Annotated in this window: 19 protein-coding genes; 14 read left to right on the top strand and 5 right to left on the bottom strand. The window is 71.8% G+C overall.

Going from position 1 to position 21000, the window contains the following annotated elements; genetic code table 11:
• Positions 1-147: 147 nt before the first annotated feature.
• Positions 148-540 (top strand): hypothetical protein, encoded by a 393-nt coding sequence (locus ABNF97_RS21515; protein WP_349339569.1) that lies wholly within the window; start codon positions 148-150, stop codon positions 538-540.
• Positions 537-1067: a DUF6036 family nucleotidyltransferase gene (locus ABNF97_RS21510; protein ID WP_349339568.1), complete on the top strand. Its 531-nt coding sequence runs from the start codon at positions 537-539 to the stop codon at positions 1065-1067. The genes ABNF97_RS21515 and ABNF97_RS21510 overlap by 4 nt, the downstream gene beginning before the upstream one ends.
• A 30-nt stretch (positions 1068-1097) precedes the next feature.
• Here the strand turns inward: ABNF97_RS21510 and ABNF97_RS21505 are convergent, their stop codons facing one another.
• Positions 1098-1418: a DUF6506 family protein gene (locus tag ABNF97_RS21505; protein ID WP_349339567.1), complete on the bottom strand. Its 321-nt coding sequence runs from the start codon at positions 1416-1418 to the stop codon at positions 1098-1100.
• A 192-nt stretch (positions 1419-1610) separates the two neighbouring features.
• Here ABNF97_RS21505 and ABNF97_RS21500 point away from each other — a divergent pair, with 192 nt between their 5' ends.
• The 5 genes from ABNF97_RS21500 (at position 1611) to ABNF97_RS21480 (ending at position 8486) form a co-directional block, all read left to right on the top strand.
• A complete protein-coding gene (locus ABNF97_RS21500) occupies positions 1611-2726 on the top strand; it encodes a hypothetical protein (RefSeq protein WP_349339566.1) in 1116 nt (371 codons plus the stop codon).
• Positions 2727-2874: 148 nt separating this feature from the next.
• Entirely contained in the window at positions 2875-4422 is a 1548-nt protein-coding gene (locus ABNF97_RS21495; protein ID WP_349339565.1) for a sigma 54-interacting transcriptional regulator, read from the top strand.
• 2 nt (positions 4423-4424) lie between these two features.
• Positions 4425-6377, top strand: a complete 1953-nt coding sequence (locus ABNF97_RS21490; RefSeq protein WP_349339564.1) for a vWA domain-containing protein — start codon at positions 4425-4427, stop codon at positions 6375-6377.
• A 307-nt stretch (positions 6378-6684) separates the two neighbouring features.
• A complete protein-coding gene (locus ABNF97_RS21485; RefSeq protein WP_130464671.1) occupies positions 6685-7950 on the top strand; it encodes an FAD-dependent monooxygenase in 1266 nt (421 codons plus the stop codon).
• A 5-nt stretch (positions 7951-7955) separates the two neighbouring features.
• Positions 7956-8486, top strand: coding sequence for a hypothetical protein (locus ABNF97_RS21480; protein ID WP_130464670.1), 531 nt, complete (start codon positions 7956-7958; stop codon positions 8484-8486).
• Here ABNF97_RS21480 and ABNF97_RS21475 read toward each other — a convergent pair.
• A complete protein-coding gene (locus ABNF97_RS21475; protein ID WP_349339563.1) occupies positions 8477-8995 on the bottom strand; it encodes a MarR family winged helix-turn-helix transcriptional regulator in 519 nt (172 codons plus the stop codon). The two genes, ABNF97_RS21480 and ABNF97_RS21475, sit on opposite strands and share 10 nt — an antisense overlap.
• A gap of 149 nt (positions 8996-9144) precedes the next feature.
• On the opposite strand from ABNF97_RS21475, the gene ABNF97_RS21470 reads away from it, so the two are divergent.
• The 5 genes from ABNF97_RS21470 to groEL all read left to right on the top strand — a co-directional run bounded on the left by ABNF97_RS21470 (position 9145) and on the right by groEL (position 14844).
• The gene (locus ABNF97_RS21470; protein ID WP_349339562.1) at positions 9145-9657 is read left to right on the top strand and encodes a hypothetical protein; all 513 of its coding nucleotides are present in this window, start codon (positions 9145-9147) and stop codon (positions 9655-9657) included.
• 128 nt (positions 9658-9785) lie between these two features.
• Positions 9786-10256: a DinB family protein gene (locus tag ABNF97_RS21465; protein ID WP_130464667.1), complete on the top strand. Its 471-nt coding sequence runs from the start codon at positions 9786-9788 to the stop codon at positions 10254-10256.
• Positions 10257-10345: 89 nt separating this feature from the next.
• Positions 10346-11917 (top strand): PQQ-dependent sugar dehydrogenase, encoded by a 1572-nt coding sequence (locus ABNF97_RS21460; RefSeq protein ID WP_349339561.1) that lies wholly within the window; start codon positions 10346-10348, stop codon positions 11915-11917.
• A 136-nt stretch (positions 11918-12053) separates the two neighbouring features.
• The gene (locus ABNF97_RS21455) at positions 12054-12494 is read left to right on the top strand and encodes a hypothetical protein (protein WP_130464665.1); all 441 of its coding nucleotides are present in this window, start codon (positions 12054-12056) and stop codon (positions 12492-12494) included.
• The gene (gene groEL, locus ABNF97_RS21450; RefSeq protein WP_349339560.1) at positions 12484-14844 is read left to right on the top strand and encodes a chaperonin GroEL; all 2361 of its coding nucleotides are present in this window, start codon (positions 12484-12486) and stop codon (positions 14842-14844) included. The genes ABNF97_RS21455 and groEL overlap by 11 nt, the downstream gene beginning before the upstream one ends.
• 93 nt (positions 14845-14937) lie before the next feature.
• On the opposite strand, the gene ABNF97_RS21445 is transcribed toward groEL, so the two are convergent.
• A complete protein-coding gene (locus ABNF97_RS21445) occupies positions 14938-15462 on the bottom strand; it encodes a roadblock/LC7 domain-containing protein (protein WP_130464663.1) in 525 nt (174 codons plus the stop codon).
• 605 nt (positions 15463-16067) lie between these two features.
• Here ABNF97_RS21445 and ABNF97_RS21440 point away from each other — a divergent pair.
• Together ABNF97_RS21440 and ABNF97_RS21435 are read left to right on the top strand one after the other, a co-directional pair.
• Positions 16068-16577 (top strand): hypothetical protein, encoded by a 510-nt coding sequence (locus tag ABNF97_RS21440; protein WP_130464662.1) that lies wholly within the window; start codon positions 16068-16070, stop codon positions 16575-16577.
• Positions 16578-17736: 1159 nt separating this feature from the next.
• Positions 17737-18876, top strand: coding sequence for a hypothetical protein (locus ABNF97_RS21435; RefSeq protein ID WP_130464660.1), 1140 nt, complete (start codon positions 17737-17739; stop codon positions 18874-18876).
• 31 nt (positions 18877-18907) lie between these two features.
• Here ABNF97_RS21435 and ABNF97_RS21430 read toward each other — a convergent pair whose 3' ends face one another.
• Together ABNF97_RS21430 and ABNF97_RS21425 are read right to left on the bottom strand one after the other, a co-directional pair.
• Positions 18908-19540, bottom strand: coding sequence for a hypothetical protein (locus ABNF97_RS21430; protein WP_234359474.1), 633 nt, complete (start codon positions 19538-19540; stop codon positions 18908-18910).
• A 222-nt stretch (positions 19541-19762) separates the two neighbouring features.
• A complete protein-coding gene (locus ABNF97_RS21425; protein ID WP_349339559.1) occupies positions 19763-20995 on the bottom strand; it encodes a serine hydrolase domain-containing protein in 1233 nt (410 codons plus the stop codon).
• Between the last annotated feature and the right edge of the window lie 5 nt (positions 20996-21000).

Raw genomic sequence — 21000 nt, 5'->3', positions numbered from 1 at the left:
GCTGATCGAGGGTGGGCGGAAGCCAGGGTAGCGGTGTTGGGATACACGCTTATGGTGACCCGGCCGTGGGAGAAGCGGCCTCGACCTGCTTGCTGGACTCGACGAGCTGCTCACGGTTGTCGCCGCCCTTGTATTAGCGTCAGGGTTGTGACCGATCGTGTTGCGCCGTACGAGGCCCTGACGCTGGAGCGTCTGGGCGCCTTGCTTGTTGGCGCCGACGAGGCGCGACGATGGCGGCTGGTGGCGGAGTTTCTGGAGGAGTACCGCTGGGAACCAGCGCCGTCGCGTACTGATCTGCTTACTAAAGAGCCGGATCCCACCGGTGACGAACGCTGGGACGTGTTCCTCGCGGCCTTGGCGGAGCATCTGTCGGCCAAAGACGGGCGCGGTGCGCCGCAGTGGGTTGAGACCCGTTCGCTACGACGGTTCTGGTTCCCCTTCAACACTCGAGCGGCCCGGGTCGATGCGATGGTGCATGCACCAGCGGCGTTCCGCCGTCGCGGTGTGTACGTTGCCGCCCAGGAGTTGAACGTCGCGTGAGTGCCGCCGATCCGCTGCTGGACCGCGCCGCGATTGATAATGCCTTCCGCCGTCTTGGAGACCGGCTCGCCCGGCGCGGGGTAGTCGCAGATCTGTACATCTTCGGCGGCGCAGCCATGGCCTTGGCCTACGATGCGCGTCGGGCTACCCGCGACATCGACGCGGTGTTCCAGCCGCACGGCATAGTGCTCGACGAGGCCAGGGCAGTCGCCGACGAACTGGGCCTCCCGCACTGGTGGCTCAACGAGCAGGCGAGTGCCTACGTTGCACCCGGCGGCGATGCGACAGCACCTCGCGTCTTTGACCACCCCGGGCTGCGTGTCGCGGCGGCATCGCCGGAGCACCTTCTGGCGATGAAAGTGCTTGCCGCAAGGCGCCGGGACGCCGAAGACATCCGATTCCTGGTCGAGCACCTCGGGCTGGCCAGCGCCGAGCAGGTGCTCAGCCTCTGCAGGGAGATCTTTCCCGAGGAAGAGGTTCCGGGCCGGGCAAGGCTGGTTCTCGACGACGTGTTCGACGAGCGGTAGCCCTGCCACCTGCCGCCAGTACTGGCCCGTTCAGTGCGGTGAAGCCGCTCCGAACTGCGCGCTGTAGGCGGCGGCGCCGGCCACCGACTCCACGCCGAAGGTGACGTGCCCGACCGGTACCCGACCAGCCACCGCCTCGATCACCCGGGCGACGGCCGGCACCGAGAAGCCGCCGCACAGCTCGATCAACCCCACGCCATCCTCGACCAACCGCACCGCGATCGTCGCGGCCAGCGACTCGTCCGGGACGGGCACCAGCGAGGTCCGCTGTCCGGCCCGGTCCAGCACCACCCGGTCGGTGACCGGGTCGGTGCCGGGATGCTCGTAGAGGTACGCCCAACTCGTGCTCATCACGGCAACGCCTTTCTGTAGACAAAGCACCAGCGTGATACCTCGATCGTGGTTGAGGTCAACTCCTTCCCTCTGCTGGGGGAGGCAGGTCACTCCGGTACGTGAGGTCTGCGGCTCCGCCGGCCCGGATGGTATGGGCAGCGGGCGCGGCACAGGTCGCCGGCCCGGGAGAGCCGAGGAGAGGCAACGACGATGTCCCGCACCGTATCCACCGGCCGGGCGGCCGCTCGGACCGGGCCGCAACCCCGGTCCGAGCCGGAGCCTGAGCAGCAACCGCGCCAGCATCGGCACCGGATCGGCTATCTGGCCGCCGGCATCACCGCACTCTTCGGGTCACTCGCACTGATCTGGACCGTCACCGGGCACGGCTACCCGTTCGGCACCGCCGACCGGGACGGCTCCAACAGCCTGCTCTGGCGGGTACCGGCCGAGGTCGGGGCGCCGGTCTTCGCGGTGCTGCTGCTCGGCGCGGCGGTCGCCGCCCTGGCCATGACCGGCCCGCACGCGGTACGCCTGCGCGGCGCAGCCCGACTCGCCCTGCTCGGCTACGGCTGGCTGGTGGTGGCCGGGCTGCTGCTGCTCGTCCCGGACGTGCAGGTGCTCGCCTACCTCGGGTACGCGCCGATGCTGATCGGCGGGCTGCCGTTCGGCTGGCCGCCGGTGGACTACTCCGAACTCTTCACCCTGGCGCTCGGCTACAAGGTGTTCTCGGTCGCCACCGGGCTGCTGCTGGCCCGGGCCGTGCTCACCTGGCAGCTCCGTACCGCCGGGGCCTGCCCGTGGTGCGGGCGCCGGGCCGGCGGCGAGGGCTGGACCTCGGCGGGATCGGCGGCCCGCTGGGGACGCCGGGCGGCCTGGGTGGCGGCGGTGATCCCGGTGCTGTACGCGATCGTCCGACTCGCCTGGGTGGTCGGCATCCCGCTCGGCATCACCGATGGCTTCCTGCGCGAGATGCACCGGACCGGTCTGGTCTGGGTCGGCGCCGGACTGGCCGGGTTCGGGCTGGTCGGCGCGGTTCTCACCCTCGGCCTGGTGCAGCGGTGGGGCGAGCGGTTCCCGCGCTGGATGATCGGGCTGGCCGGTCGTCGGGTGCCGATCAAGCTCGCCGTCGTCCCCGCCACCGGAGTCGCGGTCGCGATCACCGCCGCCGGCCTGGCCCTCTACGGGCAGCCGGATCTCCTCGACGGACTGGGCGGAAGCACCCTCACGGTCCTGCCGATGCTGCTCTGGCCGGTCTGGGGCGTGGCGCTCGGTGCCGCCACCCTCGCCTACCACCTGCGCCGCCGGGGCGCCTGCGACCGCTGCTGACCAATCGGTCCTGCGGGTGCGGGCCAGTCCTGCGGGTGCGGGTCGGTCCTCCGGGTGCGGGTCGGTCCTGCGGCTGCGGGTACCGGTTTGATCTTGACTTGTTCGTTCGTACCCCGCGACCGGCTCGATCGAGAGCTAGCGTAGGTGCGTGACGGAAACTTCCCAGGTCCCACCGACCTCGCCGGCCGAGCTGCCCGGCACCCTCGGCGAGCTGCGTGCCACCGGGCACCGGTACCGGACCGTCAAGCAGGAGCTCCGGGACAACCTGCTGGCCCGGCTCCGGTCCGGGCAGCCCCGCTTCCCCGGCATCGTCGGCTACGACGAGACCGTGCTCCCCGAGGTCGAGCGGGCCCTGCTGGCCGGGCACGACATGGTGCTGCTCGGCGAGCGCGGCCAGGGCAAGACCAGGCTGATCCGTGCCCTGGGCCAGCTCCTCGACGAGTGGACCCCGGTGATCCGGGGCTCGGAGCTGAACGAGCACCCGATGCACCCGCTGACCCCGGCGTCCCGCCGGGCGGTCGCCGACGCCGGTGCCGAGCTGCCGGTCGGCTGGCTGCACCGGTCGATGCGGTACGGCGAGAAGCTCGCCACCCCGGACACCAGCGTCGGCGACCTGATCGGCGACGTGGACCCGATCCGGGTGGCCCAGGGGCGCACCCTCGGCGACCCGGAGACGATTCACTTCGGGCTGGTGCCCCGGACCAACCGGGGCATCTTCGCGGTCAACGAGCTGCCCGACCTGGCCGAGCGGATCCAGGTGGCGCTGCTCAACGTGCTGGAGGAGCGGGACATCCAGGTACGCGGCTACCAGCTCCGGCTGCCGCTGGACCTGCTGCTGGTGGCGAGCGCCAACCCGGAGGACTACACCAACCGGGGCCGGATCATCACCCCGCTCAAGGACCGGTTCGGCGCCGAGATCCGTACCCACTACCCGCTCGACCTCGAACTGGAGCTGGAGTTGATCCGGCAGGAGGCGGCGCTGGTCGCGGCCGTGCCGGAGCACGTGCTGGAGGTGCTGGCCCGGTTCGCCCGCGCGGTACGCGAGTCTCCGGCCGTCGACCCGCGCTCGGGTGTCTCGGCCCGGTTCGCCGTCGCCGCCGCCGAGACCGTCTCGGCCGCCGCGCTGCGCCGGGCCGGTCTGCTCGGTGCCGGCGGTCCGGACGGGCAGCCAGCCGCCCCGGCCGACACCGAGCCGGTGGCCCGGGTCGGTGACGCGGTCTCGGTGACCAGCACCCTGCGCGGCAAGGTCGAGTTCGAGAGCGGCGAGGAGGGCCGGGAGATCGAGATCCTCGGTCACCTGCTCCGGACCGCCACCGCCGAGACGTTCCGGGCCCGGTTGGCCGGGCTGGACGTCTCCGGCTTCACCGCGCTGGTCGCCGACGGCGCGATCATCGAGACCGGTGAGCTGGTCGGCCCGACCGAGCTGCTCCGGCAGGTCGGCACCGTGCCGGGGCTGGCCAAGGCGCTGGACCGGCTCGGGCTGGGCGACGCGCCGACCCCGGCCGAGGCGGCGGCCGGGATCGAGTTCGTACTCGAAGGTCTGCACCTGACCCGGCGGCTCGCCAAGGACGTGACCGACGAGGGACGTACCCGCTACGGCGGCCGCAGCCCCGACGGCGGACGCTCCCCCGGTGAGCGTGGCCCCGGTGAGCGTGGGCCCGGTGGCCGCTCGGCCGGCGACGACGACTGGGCCTGAGCGTGGCCGGCGGAAACCGCTTCCGGTACGGCTCCTGGCGCGGCGGCCCCGACCCGCTCGCCCCGCCCTACGACGTACGGGCCGCGGTCGACTCGGTCGGCGCCGAGGTGCTGGCCGGCGGCAGCCTGCGGGAGGCGCTGCGCAACCTGCTGCGGCGCGGCCCGCGGGGCCGGGGCGGCCTGAACGACCTGGTCGCCCGGGCCCGGCGGATGCGCCGCGAGGCGCTGCGCCGGGGTGACCTGGACGGCGCGGTGACCCGGGCCCGGGCCCTGCTCGACCAGGCGCTCGCCGCCGAGCGCGACGAGCTGCGCGGCCGGGACGACGACAACGCCCGGTTCGCCGAGGCGGTGCTGGACAACCTGCCCTCGTCGACCGCCCGGGCGGTCGAGGAACTGGCCGGCTACGAGTGGGCCAGCGACGAGGCCCGGGCCGCCTATCGGCAGATTCTCGACGGGCTGCGCCGGGACGTGCTGGAACAGCGGTTCAGCGGAGTGCGGGACGCGATGCGCGGTGCCGCGGACCCGGCCGTGCAGCGCCAGCTCTCCGAGATGCTGCGCGACCTCAACGACCTGCTGGCCCGGCACGACCGGGGCGAGGACACCACCGACGCGTTCGCCGAGTTCATGCGGCGGCACGGCGAGTTCTTCCCGGAGAATCCGGAGACGGTGGAGGAACTGGTCGACGCGCTGGCTCGGCGGGCCGCCGCCGGGGAACGGCTGATGCGTTCGCTCTCGCCGGCCCAGCGCGAGGAACTGTCCCGGCTGATGGAGTCCTCGCTCGGCCCGGAGCTGGCCGGGCAGCTCGCAGCGCTCGACGCCAACCTGCGCTCGCTCCGCCCCGACCTGGCCTGGGACCGCCGGGAGCGGGTGCGGGGAGACCAGCCGCTCGGCTACGGCGAGGCGGCCGGGGCGCTCGGCGAGATCGCCGACCTGGACGACCTGCTGGACCAGCTCGGCCAGGAGCACCCGGGGGCGACCCTGGACGACATCGACGTGGAGTCGGTCCGCCGCAACCTGGGCCGGGACGCCGCCGACGACGTACGCCGGCTGCGCGAACTGGAGCGGGAGCTGCGCCGGCAGGGCTGGCTGACCCGGGGTGCCGACGGGCTGACCCTGAGCCCGAAGGCGCTGCGCCGGCTCGGCGGTACGGCGCTGCGCCGGATCTTCGCCGAGTTGCGCGGCGGCCGGCAGGGGCAGCACGACCTGCGCTCGGCCGGTGCCGCCGGTGAGGTGACCGGCGCGTCCCGCCCCTGGGAGTACGGCGACGAGCAGCCACTCGACGTGGTGCGTACGCTCGGCCGGGCGGTCCGGCGCGGCGGTGCCGGGGTGCCGGTGGCGCTGGCGGTCGAGGACTTCGAGGTGGTGGAGACCGAGCGGCGTGCCTCGGCGGCGGTGGCGCTCTGCGTCGACCTCTCCTTCTCGATGGTCTCCGAGGGACGCTGGGGCCCGATGAAGCAGACCGCGCTGGCGCTGTCGCACCTGGTCGCCACGAGGTTTCCGCAGGACGCGTTGCAGATCATCGGCTTCGGTCGGGAGGCGATGCCGCTGACCCAGCAGGAGCTGGCCGGGGTGGAGCCGGACATGGTGCAGGGCACCAACCTGCAACACGCGCTGATGCTTGCCGGCCGGCACCTGCGCCGGCACTCCAGCTCCGAGCCGGTGGTGCTGGTCGTCACCGACGGCGAGCCGACCGCACACCTCGATCCGGAGTACGGCGGCGGGGTCTTCAACTGGCCGTCGCTGCCGGAGACGATCCAGTTGACGGTCGCCGAGGTGGACAGGCTGACCCGGTACGGCGCGACGATGAACCTGTTCATGCTGGGCGAGGATCCCGGGCTGCGCCGGTTCGTCGACGCGATGGCGCGGCGCTGCGGCGGCCGGGTCTTCACCCCGGACCTGGACGACCTCGGCGAGTACGTGGTCTCCGACTACCTGCGGGCGCGGCGCGGCCGATAGCCGCAGTGCACACGGCTCATAGCCACAGCGCAGCACGGCTCATAGCCGCAGTGCACACGGCTCATAGCCGCAGTGCAGCACGGCTCAGCAAAGCCCCACCGCCGCCGCCACCACCACCACCACCACTGCCGCCGCCGTCTGTGCGGTTTTTCCGGTTATCAGCCGGTTTCGCGGCCCTCACCGCCGTTCTCACTACCCGGATTCCGCCCCTCGTCGGCTGACGACTGGACAGCCCCGGCCAAATGAGGTAAGAATTTAGCTAAATTTTTTAGCTAAATCCGTACTTCTACTGGACCTTGGAGGTTCCATGCCACAGCGGCTTCGGGTGCTCGTCGCCGGCGGAGGGATCGGCGGCCTGTGCCTCGCCCAGGGACTCCGCAGAGCCGGCGTGGAGGTGACCGTCTTCGAGCGGGCGCCGTCGGCGGACGCGTTCCGGGAGGGCTACCGCATCCACCTCGACCCCGACGGCAGTCGCGCCCTGCACTCGTGTCTGCCCTCCGACCGGTACGCGCTGCTGCGTGCCGCCTGCGGTCGCCCGCCACGTTCGTTCGCCTTCCTGACCGAGGGACTCGGTGAACTGCTGGCGGTCGACGTGGCCGCACCGGACCCCGCGGCGGACCCGATCGCCACCCACCTGTCGATCAACCGTTTCACGCTACGCCAGGTGATGTTGGACGGCCTCGGCGACGTGGTGCAGTTCGGCAAGGAGTTCACCCGGTACGAGCGCAGGGACGACACGACCGTCACGGCCCACTTCGCCGACGGCACCCAGGCGACCGGCTCCGTACTGGTCGGCGCCGAGGGCACCTCGTCCCGGGTACGGGCCCAACTCCTGCCGCACGCCAACCGGGTCGACACCGGCGTGGTCACGGTCGCCGGCCGGATCGCCCTCGAACCGGATGCCCGAGCCCTGCTGCCCGACCACCTCGGCACCGGACCGGCGATGATCCTCGCCCCCGGTGGAATCAACATGTTCCTCGCCACGCACGAGCACGACCCGGCCCGTGCCGGGGTGCCGGCCCACCTGCTGCCCCCGGACCGCGAGGACTACCTCGTCTGGGCGATCGGCGCGCGGCCGCACGCCTTCCCGACCGGTTCCCGGTTGGAGAGCCTCGACGGCCAGGCTCTGCACCGGCTCGCCCTCTCGGTCACCCGGACCTGGGATTCCCGGGTGGCAGAGCTCGTCCGACGTACCGACCCGACAACGGTGAACTTCCTCAGGATCCACACCTCGGTACCCGTCGAAGCCTGGCCCGCCAGCACCGTGACCCTGCTCGGCGACGCGATCCACAGCATGCCCCCGTCCCGGGGCATCGGTGCCAACACGGCCCTCCGGGACGCCAGCCTGCTCTGTAGCAAGCTGGTCGAGGCCGATCGGCGCGGGGTTCACCCGGCCGACGCGATCGGCGACTACGAGCGGCAGATGCGGGAGTACGGCTTCGCGGCGGCGAAGGCCTCGGTGCGGGCCCTGGAGCAGTCGGTGACCGAGAACCGGTTCGCCTTCTTCGCCTCCAAGACGAGCCTCCGGCTGATCAACGCCCTTCCTGCGGTGAAGAACCGCATCTTCGCGTGAGGAGCATGATGAACCAGCGACCCGGCATTCTCCGGACCATCGCCAGCGGCCTCGTCGGCGGCGTGGCCTTCGTGACCGGTCTCTTCCTCACCTTCGCCCAGTTCGGCGGCGCCGGCGAAGGTGAGACCGGCCTGCTGTACGACCCCGACACCCAGAGCGCCAAGCTGATCGCCGTCTGGAAGGAGATCGAGCCGCTCCCGTTCACGATCGAGAATCCGGCCCCGATCCTCGGCGGCTACGTCGTCTTCGCCGTCTGCTTCGCCTTCCTGTACCGATCCGTCTCGCCGGCCTGGCCCGCCGGCCTGCGCCACCGGATCCCGCGACTGGCCGCAATCATCTGGCTCCTCGGTGCCTTCTTCGAGTTCCAGGGGCCGGTCAACCTGTTCCACCAGCCGCCCCGGCCGCTGCTGGTCGCGCTCACCTTCTGGGCCGTCTCGGCAACGATCACGGCGGCCGCCATCAGCGCGGTCGCCGAGGCCGGCGCCGGCAGCCGCCGCGCCGCCGCGGCCAGCGCAATCGGCGCTGGTCAGGGTTGACCAGCCCGCCGCAGGCTCACCGCCTCGTCCTCGAGCACCTCGGTCACCCGGGCGACGAAGTCCCCGATGGCTTCCAGCTCCCGGTCGCCGTACCGGTCGATCACCGTCCCGATGCGCTGAGCGAAGCCGGTGAACGTCCGGACAAGCTCCCGCTGGACCGCGTTGTCCTCCAGCGGGAGGATGACGGTGCGTCGTCGATCGGTGCTGTCGGGTTCCCTCCTGACCAGACCGGCGCGTTCCAGCCTGGCGACCACCTGGGCGGTGGCCGCCGACGACATGCCGGTGATCTCGGCCAGCCGGCCCGGGTGCGTCGGTCCGATGCGCATCAGGATCTCGGCGCACTTGAAATCGGTGACGTTCAGGCCGAGGCGTTCGGCGATGGCCGAGTGGAAGAGCACGACGGCGCTGCTGAACCGGCTGCCCAACTGGCGGCCCAGCTCCTGCCGCAGCGCAGAGGATCCGTCGGTCCGGCTGCTCTCCGCCGTCGGGTGGGCCTTACTCTCCGTCACCGCTGCGTCCCTTCGTTGCGTGAGTCTCCCACGATTCTCGGTCATCCGGCTGGCCACGGAGGGCGCGCCGTGCCTCAGCGACAGAATTTATCTAAAAACTTTAGCTAAATAAATGTCCTAACGCTTTGTTGTCTCGATCATGAATCTGGGTGACCAACATCATGACCAACCTCGTCCGCGCGGCGGTCGACGTCCCGCTCTGGACGGCCGCCTTCGTCGCGCGGCACGCACTTGTCGTCGCGGCGTTGGCCGCGGTACCGGTCGCCGAGCGGACCACCGCGGTCCTGTGGGCCGCCTCCCGACCGGCCGCGCTGGCGGCGCTCGCCGACATCGTCACGCTCGTCTTCCGACTGCTCCTGCTGGCGGTGGTGATCGGCCTGCTCGTCGCCGAGGAGCCATGGCTGCGCGACGGCGGCGTCGGCCGGCGGCTTCTCGACGGCGCCGTCGACCACTGGCCGGCCCTGCTCACCCGGATAGCCGTGTTCATCCTGGCCTTCGCGCTGCTCAACCTGGCCGCCTCCGGGCTCGGCCTGCTGGTGGACGGCGCCCGCGCGACCCGTTACGACCTGGTGGTGTTCGCGTTTCGCAATGCCGTCATCATCCCGCTCGCGGTGGTGTGGATGTGCGGCATCGCACGGCAGCTTCTCCTGTCCACCCACTGAGGGCGGCGGCTGCCTCCGTCCCTCCGCCGGGGCGCCGGTGGTCTCGCGTCTCGGTGGTGGGCCCGTCGACGTGTCGCAGTCCGTGATAGTGGCCGCCGCCAGGTGGTCGGCCACCTAAACTCGGTCGAATGGAGACGGTCGAGCTGCGCCGGGCGTACGCGGACCTGCTCGCCGAGGTCGACGGAGGTTCGTTCGGGCCACCGCCGCCGGGGGAGTTGACCGTCGAGGAGGTGCTGGTGCATCTCGCCGCCAACGACGAGCTGCTGGCCGAGGCGACCGAGGCGGTGCTGGCCGGCTCACCGTGGGCGTACTACGACGGGCAGTCGACGCTGCGGCCGCGGGTGGACGCGATGCTGCCGCGCGACGGCGGCCTGCCCGAGCTGGTCGCGCGGCTGCGGGCCACCAGTGAGCGGCTCTGCGACCTGGTCGACCGGTTGGGGCCGGAGGCGGAGACGCCGGTCGACTCGCACCTGCGGGAGGGCTTCGAGCTGCACATCGAGGAGTCTCTGCCGTGGGGCCGGATGCTCGACATCCACGGCCGGATCCACCTGCCGGCGCACCTCGAGCAGTTGCGCGGCATGCGTACGAATGCCCGGTAGCGGTGCGTGGGAGCGTTCCCATAGTTCGGGACAAGGTGATCTAGGGGTCGTCCGCAGCATTACCTTCCTGTTAACCGATGGGAGTGAATATGTTGCGAAGTCAATCCGTCCGGCGCCTCTGCCTGGTCGGGGTGGCCGCCCTGATCGCCCCGCTCGTCGCGTTCGGTACGCCGCCGGCTGCCGGCCAGCCCGCCCCCGGTTGGGCGGCGGCGGCCGCAGTGCCACCCCTGGACCAGCTCACCGTGACCACCACCCAGGTCGCCTTCGGACTGCAGAGGCCGACCGCCATCTTCGCCCCCGACGACGGCAGCGGCCGGCTGCTGATCGCCGAGAAGCAGGGGACGATCCGGGTCTACCACCCGGACACCGGGCTGGCGACCGACCCGCTGCTCGACATCAGGGACCGGGTCGACACCTCCGGCAACGAGCGCGGGCTGCTCGGCCTGGTCACCACGTCGAACTTCACCCAGACCCGGACCCTGTACGTCACCTACACCGCACTGCCGGAGGGCACCGTCACGCTCTCCCGGTTCACCCTCGACACCGCCGGTCAGACGCCGATCCCGCCGGACGGGGAGCAGGTGGTGCTGACCCAGGCACACGCCGAGTTCTCCAACCACAACGGCGGGCACGTCGCCTTCGGGCCGGACGGCTACCTCTACTGGAGCATCGGCGACGGCGGCGGCTCGGACGACGTACTCGACTCGGGGCAGAACCTGAACACCCTGCTCGGCAAGATCCTCCGGCTGGACGTGAGCCGCTCCTGCGACGGGCGGCCGTACTGCGTACCGGCGGACAACCCGTTCGTGGGCACCGCGAACGCCCGGCCGGAGATCTGGGCGTACGGGCTGCGCAACCCGTGGAAGTTCTCGCACGACCTGGGCGGGGACGGCTCGCTCTGGATCGCCGACGTCGGGCAGGGCACCTTCGAGGAGATCGACCACCTGCGGGCGGACCAGGCCGGCGCCAACCTCGGCTGGTCCTGTCGGGAGGGACCGCAGGTCTTCAACCCCGACCGCTGCCAGGACGGCGCCGAGTACGTCGAGCCGATCTACTCGTACCGCACCTCCACCGACGGCTGCGCCGTGATCGGCGGGTACGTCTACCGGGGCGAGGAGTTCGCCGAGATCGCCACCGGCACCTACCTGGCCACCGACTACTGCTCCGGCACGGCGTTCGTGGTCCGGCCCCCGGCCACCGTCGGTGGGGCGTACGCCACCCGGGCGCTGACCGAGCTGACCATCCAGCCGACCAGCCTCGGCCAGGATGCCAACGGGGAGCTGTACCTGGTGAACGACCTGCCGGGCCAGCTACACAAGATCGAGTTTGGCACCATCGCCCCGCCGGTCGGCTGCCGGATCAGCTACCGGGTCGACCAGCAGTGGGGGACCGGCTTCAACGCCACCGTGACGGTCACCAACACCGGCACCGAGCCGGTCAGCGGCTGGACGGTGGGCTGGACCTTCCCCGCCGCGCAGCGCGCCGGCTCGTTCTGGAACGCCGTCGGCAGCCAGTCCGGCGCGGTGGTGACCGCCCGGAACGCCAACTGGAACGGGGACATCCCGGCCGGCGGTACCATCCAGTTCGGCTTCCTCGCCTCGAACACCGGCCCGAACCCGGCGCCGACCGCCTTCACCCTGAACGGCAACACCTGCGATTGACGGGTTGGGACGGGCCCCCGCTACAACAGAAAGCGATATGCGGGGGCCCTTCCTTGCGTCGATGGTGTCGGCAGGCTGACGGGATAGTGTCGGCAACCCGACAGGCAGTTACTTATTGTCACGACACCATTACTCTATGAATGCTGGTGTGCTCACCCTGGTGGTTTCCGGGCCGGTCCCCGGCAGTGCGCGCGGCGACGCGGAATCCGCATCCGCGCTGGCCCGGGAGCTGCACACCCGGACGATCCTGCACGTCGTCCGGACCGGTGTCGACGAACCGGCGGTCTCGCCCGACCTCGCCGGGTTCGGCGGCACCGGCCCGTCCGCCCGCAAGGGCGGCGCCGCCGGATCGCTGGCCGAACTCGTGGTCACCGGCCTCTTCTCGGCCACCACCGTCGCGGCGCTGGCCCAGGTCGCGGTCGCCTTCCTCGAACGCGGCGCCGCCCGGCGGATCACCCTGCGGGACGGCCGCCGTACCCTGACGATCAGCGCGCCCGGCGAGGACACCGAGCAGATGGTGATCGAGTGGCTCGGTGTGCCGCCGACCCGGAACGGCACCGGCCGCGGTGCGGATTAACCCGCCAGCCGGCCGGTACGCGCTGCTCGTCGCGGTCGGCGAGTACGACGATCCGTCGCTGGACCAGCTCCGGGCGCCCGAGCAGGACGTGGAACGGCTGGCGGCGGTGCTGGAGGACCCCTCGGTGGGCAACTTCACCGTCCGCACCCTCCAGGACGCCTCCGACCAGGAGGTACGGCGAGAGATCGAGGACCTGCTCAGCGACCGGGTCAACGACGACCTGGTGCTGCTGTACTTCTCCTGCCACGGCATCGTCGACCCGTTCCACCGGCTCTACTTCGCCGCCGCCAACACCGTGCGCACCCGGCCGGCCAGCACCGCCATCTCCCGCTCCTTCGTCAACGAGCAGTTGGAGGCGTGCCGGGCCGCCGCCAAGGTCCTGGTCCTGGACTGCTGCTTCGCCGGCGCGTTCGCCGAAGGCTTCAAGGCGGCGCCCCAGGGTGCGCTGGAGGGCCAGGCCGGTCGGGGGTACGTGGTGATCAGCGCCTGCGACAGCTACGAGTACGCCTTCGAGTCCGACAGCCTGGTCGAGTCCGCGCCCCGTGGCTCGATCTTCACCGATGTCCTGCTGGAAGGGCTGGCCACCGGCGGTGCCGACCTGGACGGTGACGGGCGGGTCGGCGTCGACGAGCTGTTCCGGTACGTCCACGACGGCGTGGTCCGCCGCCGACCGGACCAGAAGCCGAAGTGGAGCGCCTACAACGCCGAGCCGCACATCTATCTGGCCACCGTGCCGCCGACGACCAGCCCGGCCGCTGCCGGCGACAACCGGCCGGACGGGGTGGCCAAGGCGACCGCCGCGGTGCCGCCCCGGCCCAGCAACTACAACCGGCACCAGGCGATCGTCGCCCGAGGCTTCCGGGCCGGTGCCGACCTGGTACGCCGGACCTTCGGCCCACTCGGCCGGCGGGTACTGGTGGAGGACGCCTCCGGGGCGTACCACGAGCTGGCCGACGCGGCGGGCGTGGTCCGGCTCTTCACCGCCTACGACACCCGGGACTCGATCGGCGCCAACTACGTCCGGGAACTGGTGGAGGGGGTACGGCACCGGGTCGGCGACGGTGCCACCACCACCGTGGTACTCGCCCAGGCCATGCTGGACGGTGCCTCGGCGGCGCTGCGGACCGGCGCGAACCCGGTGGCACTGTGCCGGGGGATCGAGTCCGCCGCCCTGGCGGTCCTCGCCGAACTCGGCGACCTGGCCGTGCCGGTGCAGACGACGGAGCAGCTCAAGAAGGTCTCCACGATCGCCTCCGGCGACGAGGTGATCGGGGACCTGCTGGCCACCGCGATGGAGCGGGTCGGCCGGGACGGCGTGGTGATCGTCGAGGAGAGCAACCTCTTCGGGCTCGAACTCGAACTCACCCGGGGCATCCGGGTGCCGGCCGGGCACGTCTCGCCGTACTTCGTGACCGACCCGGAGGAGGCCGAGGCGGTACTGGACCATCCGTCGATCCTCGTCGTCGACCAGCGGCTCTCCGCCGTACCGGAGTTGCAGCCGCTGCTGGACGAGGTCGGCCGCTCGGGTCGGCCGCTGGCGGTCTTCGCCCGGGACGTCCGGGACGCCGCCCTGACCGCGCTGATCGTCGGCAAGATGCGGCACACCCTCAACTCGGTCGCGGTACGGCTGCCCTGGCCGGACGAGGAGCGCTGCACCATGATGGCGGACCTGGCGCTGCTCACCGGGGCGCGGGTGGTGGCCGAGGCCGAGGGCGGGCTCGCCGCCGCCACCGCGCAGGTGCTGGGCGGCGCCCGCAAGGTGATCACCACCCGCCGGGACACCACGGTGGTGGACGGGGCCGGCGATCCGGACCTGGCCCGCCGTCGGATGCAGGAGCTGCGGGCCGAACTGGCGCGGCAGGTGGCCGGGCACGACCGGGACCTGCTCCGGGAGCGGCTGGCCCGGCTCGGCGGCGGGGTGGCGGTGATCCGGGTGGGCGAGTCGGCCGAGGGCCAGCTCAAGAAGCGGAAGCGGCAGATCGACGACGCGGTGCGCAACGCGCGAGCGGCCGTGGAGTGGGGACTCGTGCCCGGTGGCGGGGCGGCCCTGCTCACCGTCGCCGGGCGGATCGGTGCCCGGCTGCCGCGCGGTCCTGACGAGGCGCTCGGCTACACGGTGGTGGTCGACGCGCTGGTCGCGCCCTACGAGGAGTTGATGCGCAACGCCGGGCGGAACCCGGTGGCCGGACCGGCGGACCTGCGCCGCCGTGGTCCGGGAGTCACCTTCGACGTGGTCTCCGGAACGTACGTCACCGCACTGGACGCCGGCATAGTGGACGCCGCCGCGACGCTGCGCCAGGCGGTGACCGCGGCGGCCGGGGTGGTGACCCGGTATCTGATGATCGGGTGACCGCACCCGCCCCGGGCCGCCCTTGCCCGGGACGGTGGCGGGTGGCGGGTGGCCGGCGTCGGGCGAACCCGACGCCGGCCCCAGCCCATGCTGCTACGTGGTGCCGCCGACGTGCAGCAGGTCAGCGATCCGCTCGGCGACCGGTCCCGCCTCCAGGTGCAGCCACGACACGTTCAACCGGTCGTCGCCGAGCACGGCGAGCAGTATCTGGTCGCTCACGCCGTACACCGTGAAGTAGCCCTGGTGGCTGTGGACCGTCAGTTCGCGCAGCGGACCCTGTTGGAGGGTCAGCCCGCACTGCCGACCGAGCCCGAACGTGGTCGCCGCCAGCGCGGCGAGGTCGAGCGGCTCGGGGCCGGCGGTGAGGTCGTGCCCGAGTAGTTGCCCGTCGACGCCCGCGAGCACCGCGCCGCGTACCCCGGGCACCCGGTCCCGGAGCGCACCCAACTCGGCGTGTAGGGCCGACTGGCCCGGTCGGGGTTGGCCGGCGACCGGCTGGAAGGCGCTCTCGGGCAGGGCCTCCTCGCCGCCACTGTCCAGTTGGGCGCCCGGAGAACGCCGGGGCAGCGGGTTGTCGAACAGGTCGCCCCGGGCGTCCTGGAACTGCGTCACGGTCATCACCGCTCCTCGACCTGGCGCGCGGCGCGCGCGTCGGACGCGAGGTCAACCTGGGGGCAGGCCGGAGCAGCATGACGGATGGGTTCCTTGCCCGCGCGGGAGCTCAGCGGCCGGATCAGCTGGTGGTTCGCCACTGACAGCGCCTCCATTCTTGGTGTGAACGTCACTGCCCGTAGTGCCATCCCCGCTGGATGGCGAATGTGGGCGGCGGCCGGTCTGACGCGCGAGTTGCTCCTCCGGGAGAGTGGCATGCCGTGGTGCAAGTTGCATCTCGCGAGACAGGTATTTGTCTGTGCAGCTAACTTACTGTTGACCCGTCCGCGAGGGAACAGGGCGATACGACCGATGTTGCGCGGCATGGGCGGTCGTTCCGGGCATCACACCACTGCGCACAGTGACCGAAACAGAGGGTGATTGCACGTGGCGTCTGCAAACCACAAATGCACGTGCGCTTCCCAGGTCACCGCGGGAAGCGAGTGGACGGCATCAAGGTGCTGTGTCAGAGTGCAAGGGAAGACATTTACGAGAACAACTGTCTGATGCGCTGGTGCGGGGAGAGGCGCAGTGTGGTTCATCACCGCCCGACGTGGAACGGGTGCGCGGCCTTGATACCGCTCGGGGCGGGGGCGCTGCTCGAGTACCGGGTGACCGACGCGAAGTGGGTCTGCGCCGGGGTCGTACGGGTCGCCCGGTTCTTCTTCTCCCTGACCGATCCCGATCCGCCACCACGCTGGCACTGGCAGGCGAACGCCCGGGACAACGGCCTGGTGGGAGCGACCGAAGGGGCCATGTTGGTGCGTACCGGCCGCGGTGGTGGCTGGGTCAACCTCACCGTCGAACTGCACGGTGAACGGCCGGCGGCGCAGACGACCGGCTGGGACGACGCGGTCGAGATCTCCTACCGGACGGCGGTCGGGCAGTCGCACGTCCGGTCGGCGCGCGGCGGCGGTACCGACTTTCCCCGGGTCAGCTTCCGCGGCGCGGGCAGCTACCGGATCCGGGTGCACGCCCGGGGCCGGCACCCCTGTGCCGATCGGGCGGAGGACTATCTGTTGCAGGTCTGGCCGGCGCCGGTGGGACGGACCGAGATCCTCCGGGCCGCCGCCGGCGGGTGACCGGTTCCGGCCGGTTCGCACCGCTACCGTGGGGGCCGATCGGGCGGCCCGGGTACGGGACCGGATCCGGGAAATGCCCGTAGGCGATTCCGGGCCGGACGCGTCGGCGGTTTTGGGCTGGCGGACCGGTTGTCCGCCATCGGGATCCGAGACGACGACATGCTTCGCTGGTCGGTCCGCCGCGCGACCCGACGATGGCGGGCCGCCCTCCGCCGTTGTGGCGGCGGACTGAGGGAGGACGGGTCACCGGCGACGTCCCGCCGGTGACCGACCTCCGAACAGGCCCGGGGCGGGTGCCCGCAGCCCGGCCGTCACCTTCCCCCGTAGCTGACGGCCGGCCCAGCCCGCCCCGGTGCCGACCCCTCCGGCACCTGCGGTCATCCACCGAGGACGCCGGTCGTCGACCCCGCCTGGCCCGCGCCTCGTCGTCGGGGCATCCGGCGCCGCCTCGGGCGAATCGCGCGTCTCCGTTCCGGTCGGTGCCGGCACCCGATCCGACGCTTTCGCCACCTGATCGGTCCGGCTTCTCGGGACGTCGACGAGGGCCGGACGATAACCAGGAGGTCAAGGTTTGGTTGATGAGGATATCCAGCAGGTCCGTCCGTGCTATACCGTGACCGGGTGAGAGTCGAGCGGCACTGGTGGAACGGCGATCGGGGTCCGCGCTCACGGCGCGACGTCTACATTCGTACGGATGGGCAACGATGGGAAGTCGAGGCCCAGGTTGGGGGCGCCCAAGGGCGCTCGAAGGTGCAACAGTGCCCAGGTGAGGCGTCCGCGCGCATCCTCGCGGACGCCTGGCTAGGTGGGCGTCCGGGCTGGCGAGAGATGGTGCTCTGAACCGACCGCCGTCCGGGCGGGTCGCGCGGGACCGTCTCGCGGCTCGACATCATTCAGATTCGAGAAGCGGGCCACGCCGAGGGTGAGGGTCACCCTCGGCGCGGGGGTTGCGTGTCCATCCGGACGGCGCCGGGTTCCGTTACCGGAACCGGTCGCGGCCGCCAAGGCACTTTCCGCGATCTGCCAAAGGAATTGCACCCCGGTTACCTCGTCTGGTTGCGTCGAGTTACCATATAAGCACTCATGGTGATCAATGTCTTGACGACGATCAGCGGGGTGAGGGTTCGTGGCGCGGAACCTTGACGGGCGATCGGATGGAATGGGACGGCGGATCGGGAGTCTCGACCGCAGTCTGCTGCTGCACTGCCGGACCAGCCACGTCACCCAGGCGGCCGAGGTGGCCGACCGGAGCGGCGGCGGCCTGGTGGTCACCGCCGACCGGGGCAACCTGCGCGGTTGCCTGAGCCGGGCCCGGCACCTGCGGGAGGTCGACCACTACCGCCGTCCCGTACTGCTGGACGCGGCCCGGTACGCCGGTGACGCCCGGCTGCCCGCCGCCGCCCCGTTCGACCCGCGATGGATCGACTGCCAGCGGGACCTCGGGCTTCCGGTACTGACGGACTCGGGTTACCTGGACCGGGACGACACCGCCGGCCTGGCCGGAATCCTCGAACGGGCCGCCCGACTCGGTGACGCCATCGCGCTGCTGCCGATGCACCCGTGCTGGCTCGCCGACCGGATCGCCCGGCAGACCCTGGTCCGCTACGTGGCGGCGGTCGGGGTACCGGTGGCGGTGGTCGTCGAGGAGTCGGCGAACCCGTTCAGCCCGGCCAGTACGGTGCGCGGGCTGCTCCAACTGCTCGGCTGTGGCGTACCGGTGCTGGTGCTCCGGGCCGACCTGCCGGCGCTCGGCGTGCTCTGCTCCGGAGCGACCGCGGTGGCGATCGGCACCGAACCCGCGCTGCGCCGGCTCGACCCACGCCGCCCGGCCGGGTCCCGCCCACCGGCCGGGGTGCCCCGACCGTCGGCGGTCGTCCGGCAGTGCCTGTCGTACGCGCCGCTGCCGGAGATCGAGGCCACCATGCGCCGCCACCCGGACAACGGGATGTGGCACTGTGACTGCGCCACCTGCGCGGGCCGGGGCCTGGGCTGGCTGCTGGACCAGCCGGACGGCGTGCGGGGTCGCACCGCGTTCCGGCACTCCGTCGACGTCCTGCTCGACCTGCGCGCCGAGTTGACCGGGCCGTCCGTACCACTGAACGAGTGGAGCTGGCGGGCCCGCTGCGCCACCGCCGCGTCCCGGCGCCGCGAGGTGGGCTGGGACCTGCTGCCCATGCTGGACCACTGGCAGCAGGCGGTCACCCCGCCGAGCACCTCCCGGCCGCCCGCTCCGGCCGTGCGCCGGACTGGCGGGTCGAGCCGGTTCTCCCGGGCGACCACCCCCAGATCGGCGGCCTGACCAGCAGAAACCTGGCCGGCGCCCGCCCGGGTCAGGCCAGTGCCATCCGCGCCCAGCGGCTGGGGCTGAGGGTGAGCACCCGGAACGGGCAGTGCCGGTCGGTGAGCAGCGTGTACGCCTCGATCGCCCGCTCGGCCGCGTCCTGGGCCTGCTCGGCCGGGGTCATGCCCCGGCCCCGGTTGCGGAACAGCGCCCCGTAGAACGCCGAGCAGAAGACACCGCTCTCGTGCCAGCCGATCTGCGCCGAGGTGCCGATGTAGGTCACCTCGTCCTGGAGGCAGTCCCGGACCGCCTTCTGCCAGGCGCCGGTGCCGGTGCGGCAGCCGTCGGCCAGGATCGCGTGCGCCGAGATGCCCCGCCCCCGGGCGGCCGCCTCCTCGCCGAGCGCCTCCAGCGAGATCTTCGTCCGGCCGTCGCTGCTGGCGAAGGTGGGGGTGCTGCTGTGGTCGCCGTGCGCCATCACGTGCAGTACGTCGCAGGAGGCGGTGAAGGCGGTCAGCACCGTGTCCGGGTCACGGGAGCGGACGAAGTCGATGTCGACTATCGGTTGCTGATGCTCGGCGTTGATGTTCTGCAACGTGGACTGGACGAACGTCATCGCCGCGTCGAACGACGAGTCGAGCCCGATGTCGAGCAGACTCACCCGCTTCGCCCTCATCGCCATGGCGAACCTCCCCCGGTGCGATCAACACGCTACCTCTGCCGCGCCAGCCCCGCCGGCCCGGCGGCGGCCCCCGGGACGGTTCGCCGCGGCGACCGCCGCGGATGCCGCACCCGGACCGGATGGCCGGGTGATCAGTGAACCTTTTTCCACCTCCCCTTGCGGTCCGTCGGAGCGCAAGGTCGGACGCGGTGGGTGAGCGCCGCGCGGTTCAGGTGAAAAGGTTCAGTCGACCAGCGCCGCGTAGACGAGCTGGCGCAGCTCCGCACGGAGCGGGAAGGTGCTGGAGGGGACGAGCTGGGTGAAGAGCAACGCGGTGACCTCGTCGACCGGGTCGACCCAGAACGCCGTACTCGCCATCCCGCCCCAGTAGAACTCGCCCGTGTTGCTCGGGGCACGGCTCGGCACCGGGTCGAGTACCACCGCGAAGCCGAGCCCGAAGCCGATCCCGTCGAAGGTGGTCTCGGCGAACCCGCCGGTGGAGAGGCGCCCCAGGTCCCGCCCCTCCGGCAGGTGGTTACGGGTCATGAACCGGACCGTACGCGGACCGAGCAGGCGTACCCCTTCCAGTTCCCCGCCGCGCAACAGGAACTGGGTGAACCGGTGGTAGTCGGCCGCCGTGGAGAGCAGCCCACCGCCGCCGGAGAGCAGCGGCGGCTTCTGGAGCGCCAGCGCGCCGACCTGGTCGTACCGGAGCGCCTGGCCGGTGCCGGGGTGCGCGGCGTAGCAGGCGGCCAGCCGGTCCGCGTCGGCGCCCTCGACCCACCAGCCGGTGTCGGTCATGCCGAGCGGGCCGAGGATGCGGTCGGCGAAGAAGGCGTCCAACGGCTGGCCGGAGACCACCTCGACCAGCCGGCCGAGCACGTCGGTGGCGACCGAGTAGCCCCAGGCGGTGCCGGGCTGGAAGAGCAGCGGCAGCCGGGCCAGGCCCGCGGTCGCGGTGGCCAGGTCGACGTCCGGCGGCGGATAGAGGTCGAACCCGGCGGCCCGGTAGAGCCCGTCGACCACCGAGGTCTGCAGGAAGCCGTAGGTGAGTCCGGCGGTGTGGGTGAGCAGGTGCCAGACCCGGATCGGCTCGACCGCCGGCACGGTGTACGGCTTGAGCGCCGACCCCCGGTCGTAGACCCGGGCGTCGCCGAACTCCGGCAACCAGCGGCTGATCTCGTCGGTGAGCTGGAGCCGGCCCTCCTCCCAGAGCATCATCGCGGCGACCGAGGTGATCGGCTTGGTCATCGAGTAGATCCGCCAGAGGGTGTCCGGCTCGACCGGCAGCCCCGCCTCCCGGTCCCGCATCCCGTAGCTGGAGGAGTGCGCGATCTCGCCCCGCCGGGTCACCACGATCTGCCAGCCGGCCAACTGCCCCGCGTCGACGTACCGGGCGAAGTGGTGATCGACGCGGGCCAGCCTCGCCGGGTCGAAGCCGACCTGATCAGGGTCGACGCTGCGCTGGAGGCTCATTCGCG

The sequence above is a fragment of the Plantactinospora sp. B6F1 genome (assembly GCF_040120695.1).
Taxonomy (GTDB): Bacteria; Actinomycetota; Actinomycetes; order Mycobacteriales; family Micromonosporaceae; genus Plantactinospora.
This window is presented reverse-complemented; position numbering and strand designations above follow the sequence as displayed.

Excerpts from the sequence above, each read along its gene's own strand:
- ABNF97_RS21505 (WP_349339567.1), bottom strand. The coding sequence starts at position 1,418 with ATGAGCACGAGTTGGGCGTACCTCTACGAGCATCCCGGCACCGACCCG.
- ABNF97_RS21500 (WP_349339566.1), top strand. The coding sequence starts at position 1,611 with ATGTCCCGCACCGTATCCACCGGCCGGGCGGCCGCTCGGACCGGGCCG.
- ABNF97_RS21485 (WP_130464671.1), top strand. The coding sequence starts at position 6,685 with ATGCCACAGCGGCTTCGGGTGCTCGTCGCCGGCGGAGGGATCGGCGGC.
- ABNF97_RS21480 (WP_130464670.1), top strand. The coding sequence starts at position 7,956 with ATGATGAACCAGCGACCCGGCATTCTCCGGACCATCGCCAGCGGCCTC.
- ABNF97_RS21465 (WP_130464667.1), top strand. The coding sequence starts at position 9,786 with ATGGAGACGGTCGAGCTGCGCCGGGCGTACGCGGACCTGCTCGCCGAG.
- ABNF97_RS21460 (WP_349339561.1), top strand. The coding sequence starts at position 10,346 with ATGTTGCGAAGTCAATCCGTCCGGCGCCTCTGCCTGGTCGGGGTGGCC.
- ABNF97_RS21455 (WP_130464665.1), top strand. The coding sequence starts at position 12,054 with ATGAATGCTGGTGTGCTCACCCTGGTGGTTTCCGGGCCGGTCCCCGGC.
- ABNF97_RS21445 (WP_130464663.1), bottom strand. The coding sequence starts at position 15,462 with ATGACCGTGACGCAGTTCCAGGACGCCCGGGGCGACCTGTTCGACAAC.
- ABNF97_RS21435 (WP_130464660.1), top strand. The coding sequence starts at position 17,737 with ATGGGACGGCGGATCGGGAGTCTCGACCGCAGTCTGCTGCTGCACTGC.
- ABNF97_RS21430 (WP_234359474.1), bottom strand. The coding sequence starts at position 19,540 with ATGGCGATGAGGGCGAAGCGGGTGAGTCTGCTCGACATCGGGCTCGAC.
- ABNF97_RS21425 (WP_349339559.1), bottom strand. The coding sequence starts at position 20,995 with ATGAGCCTCCAGCGCAGCGTCGACCCTGATCAGGTCGGCTTCGACCCG.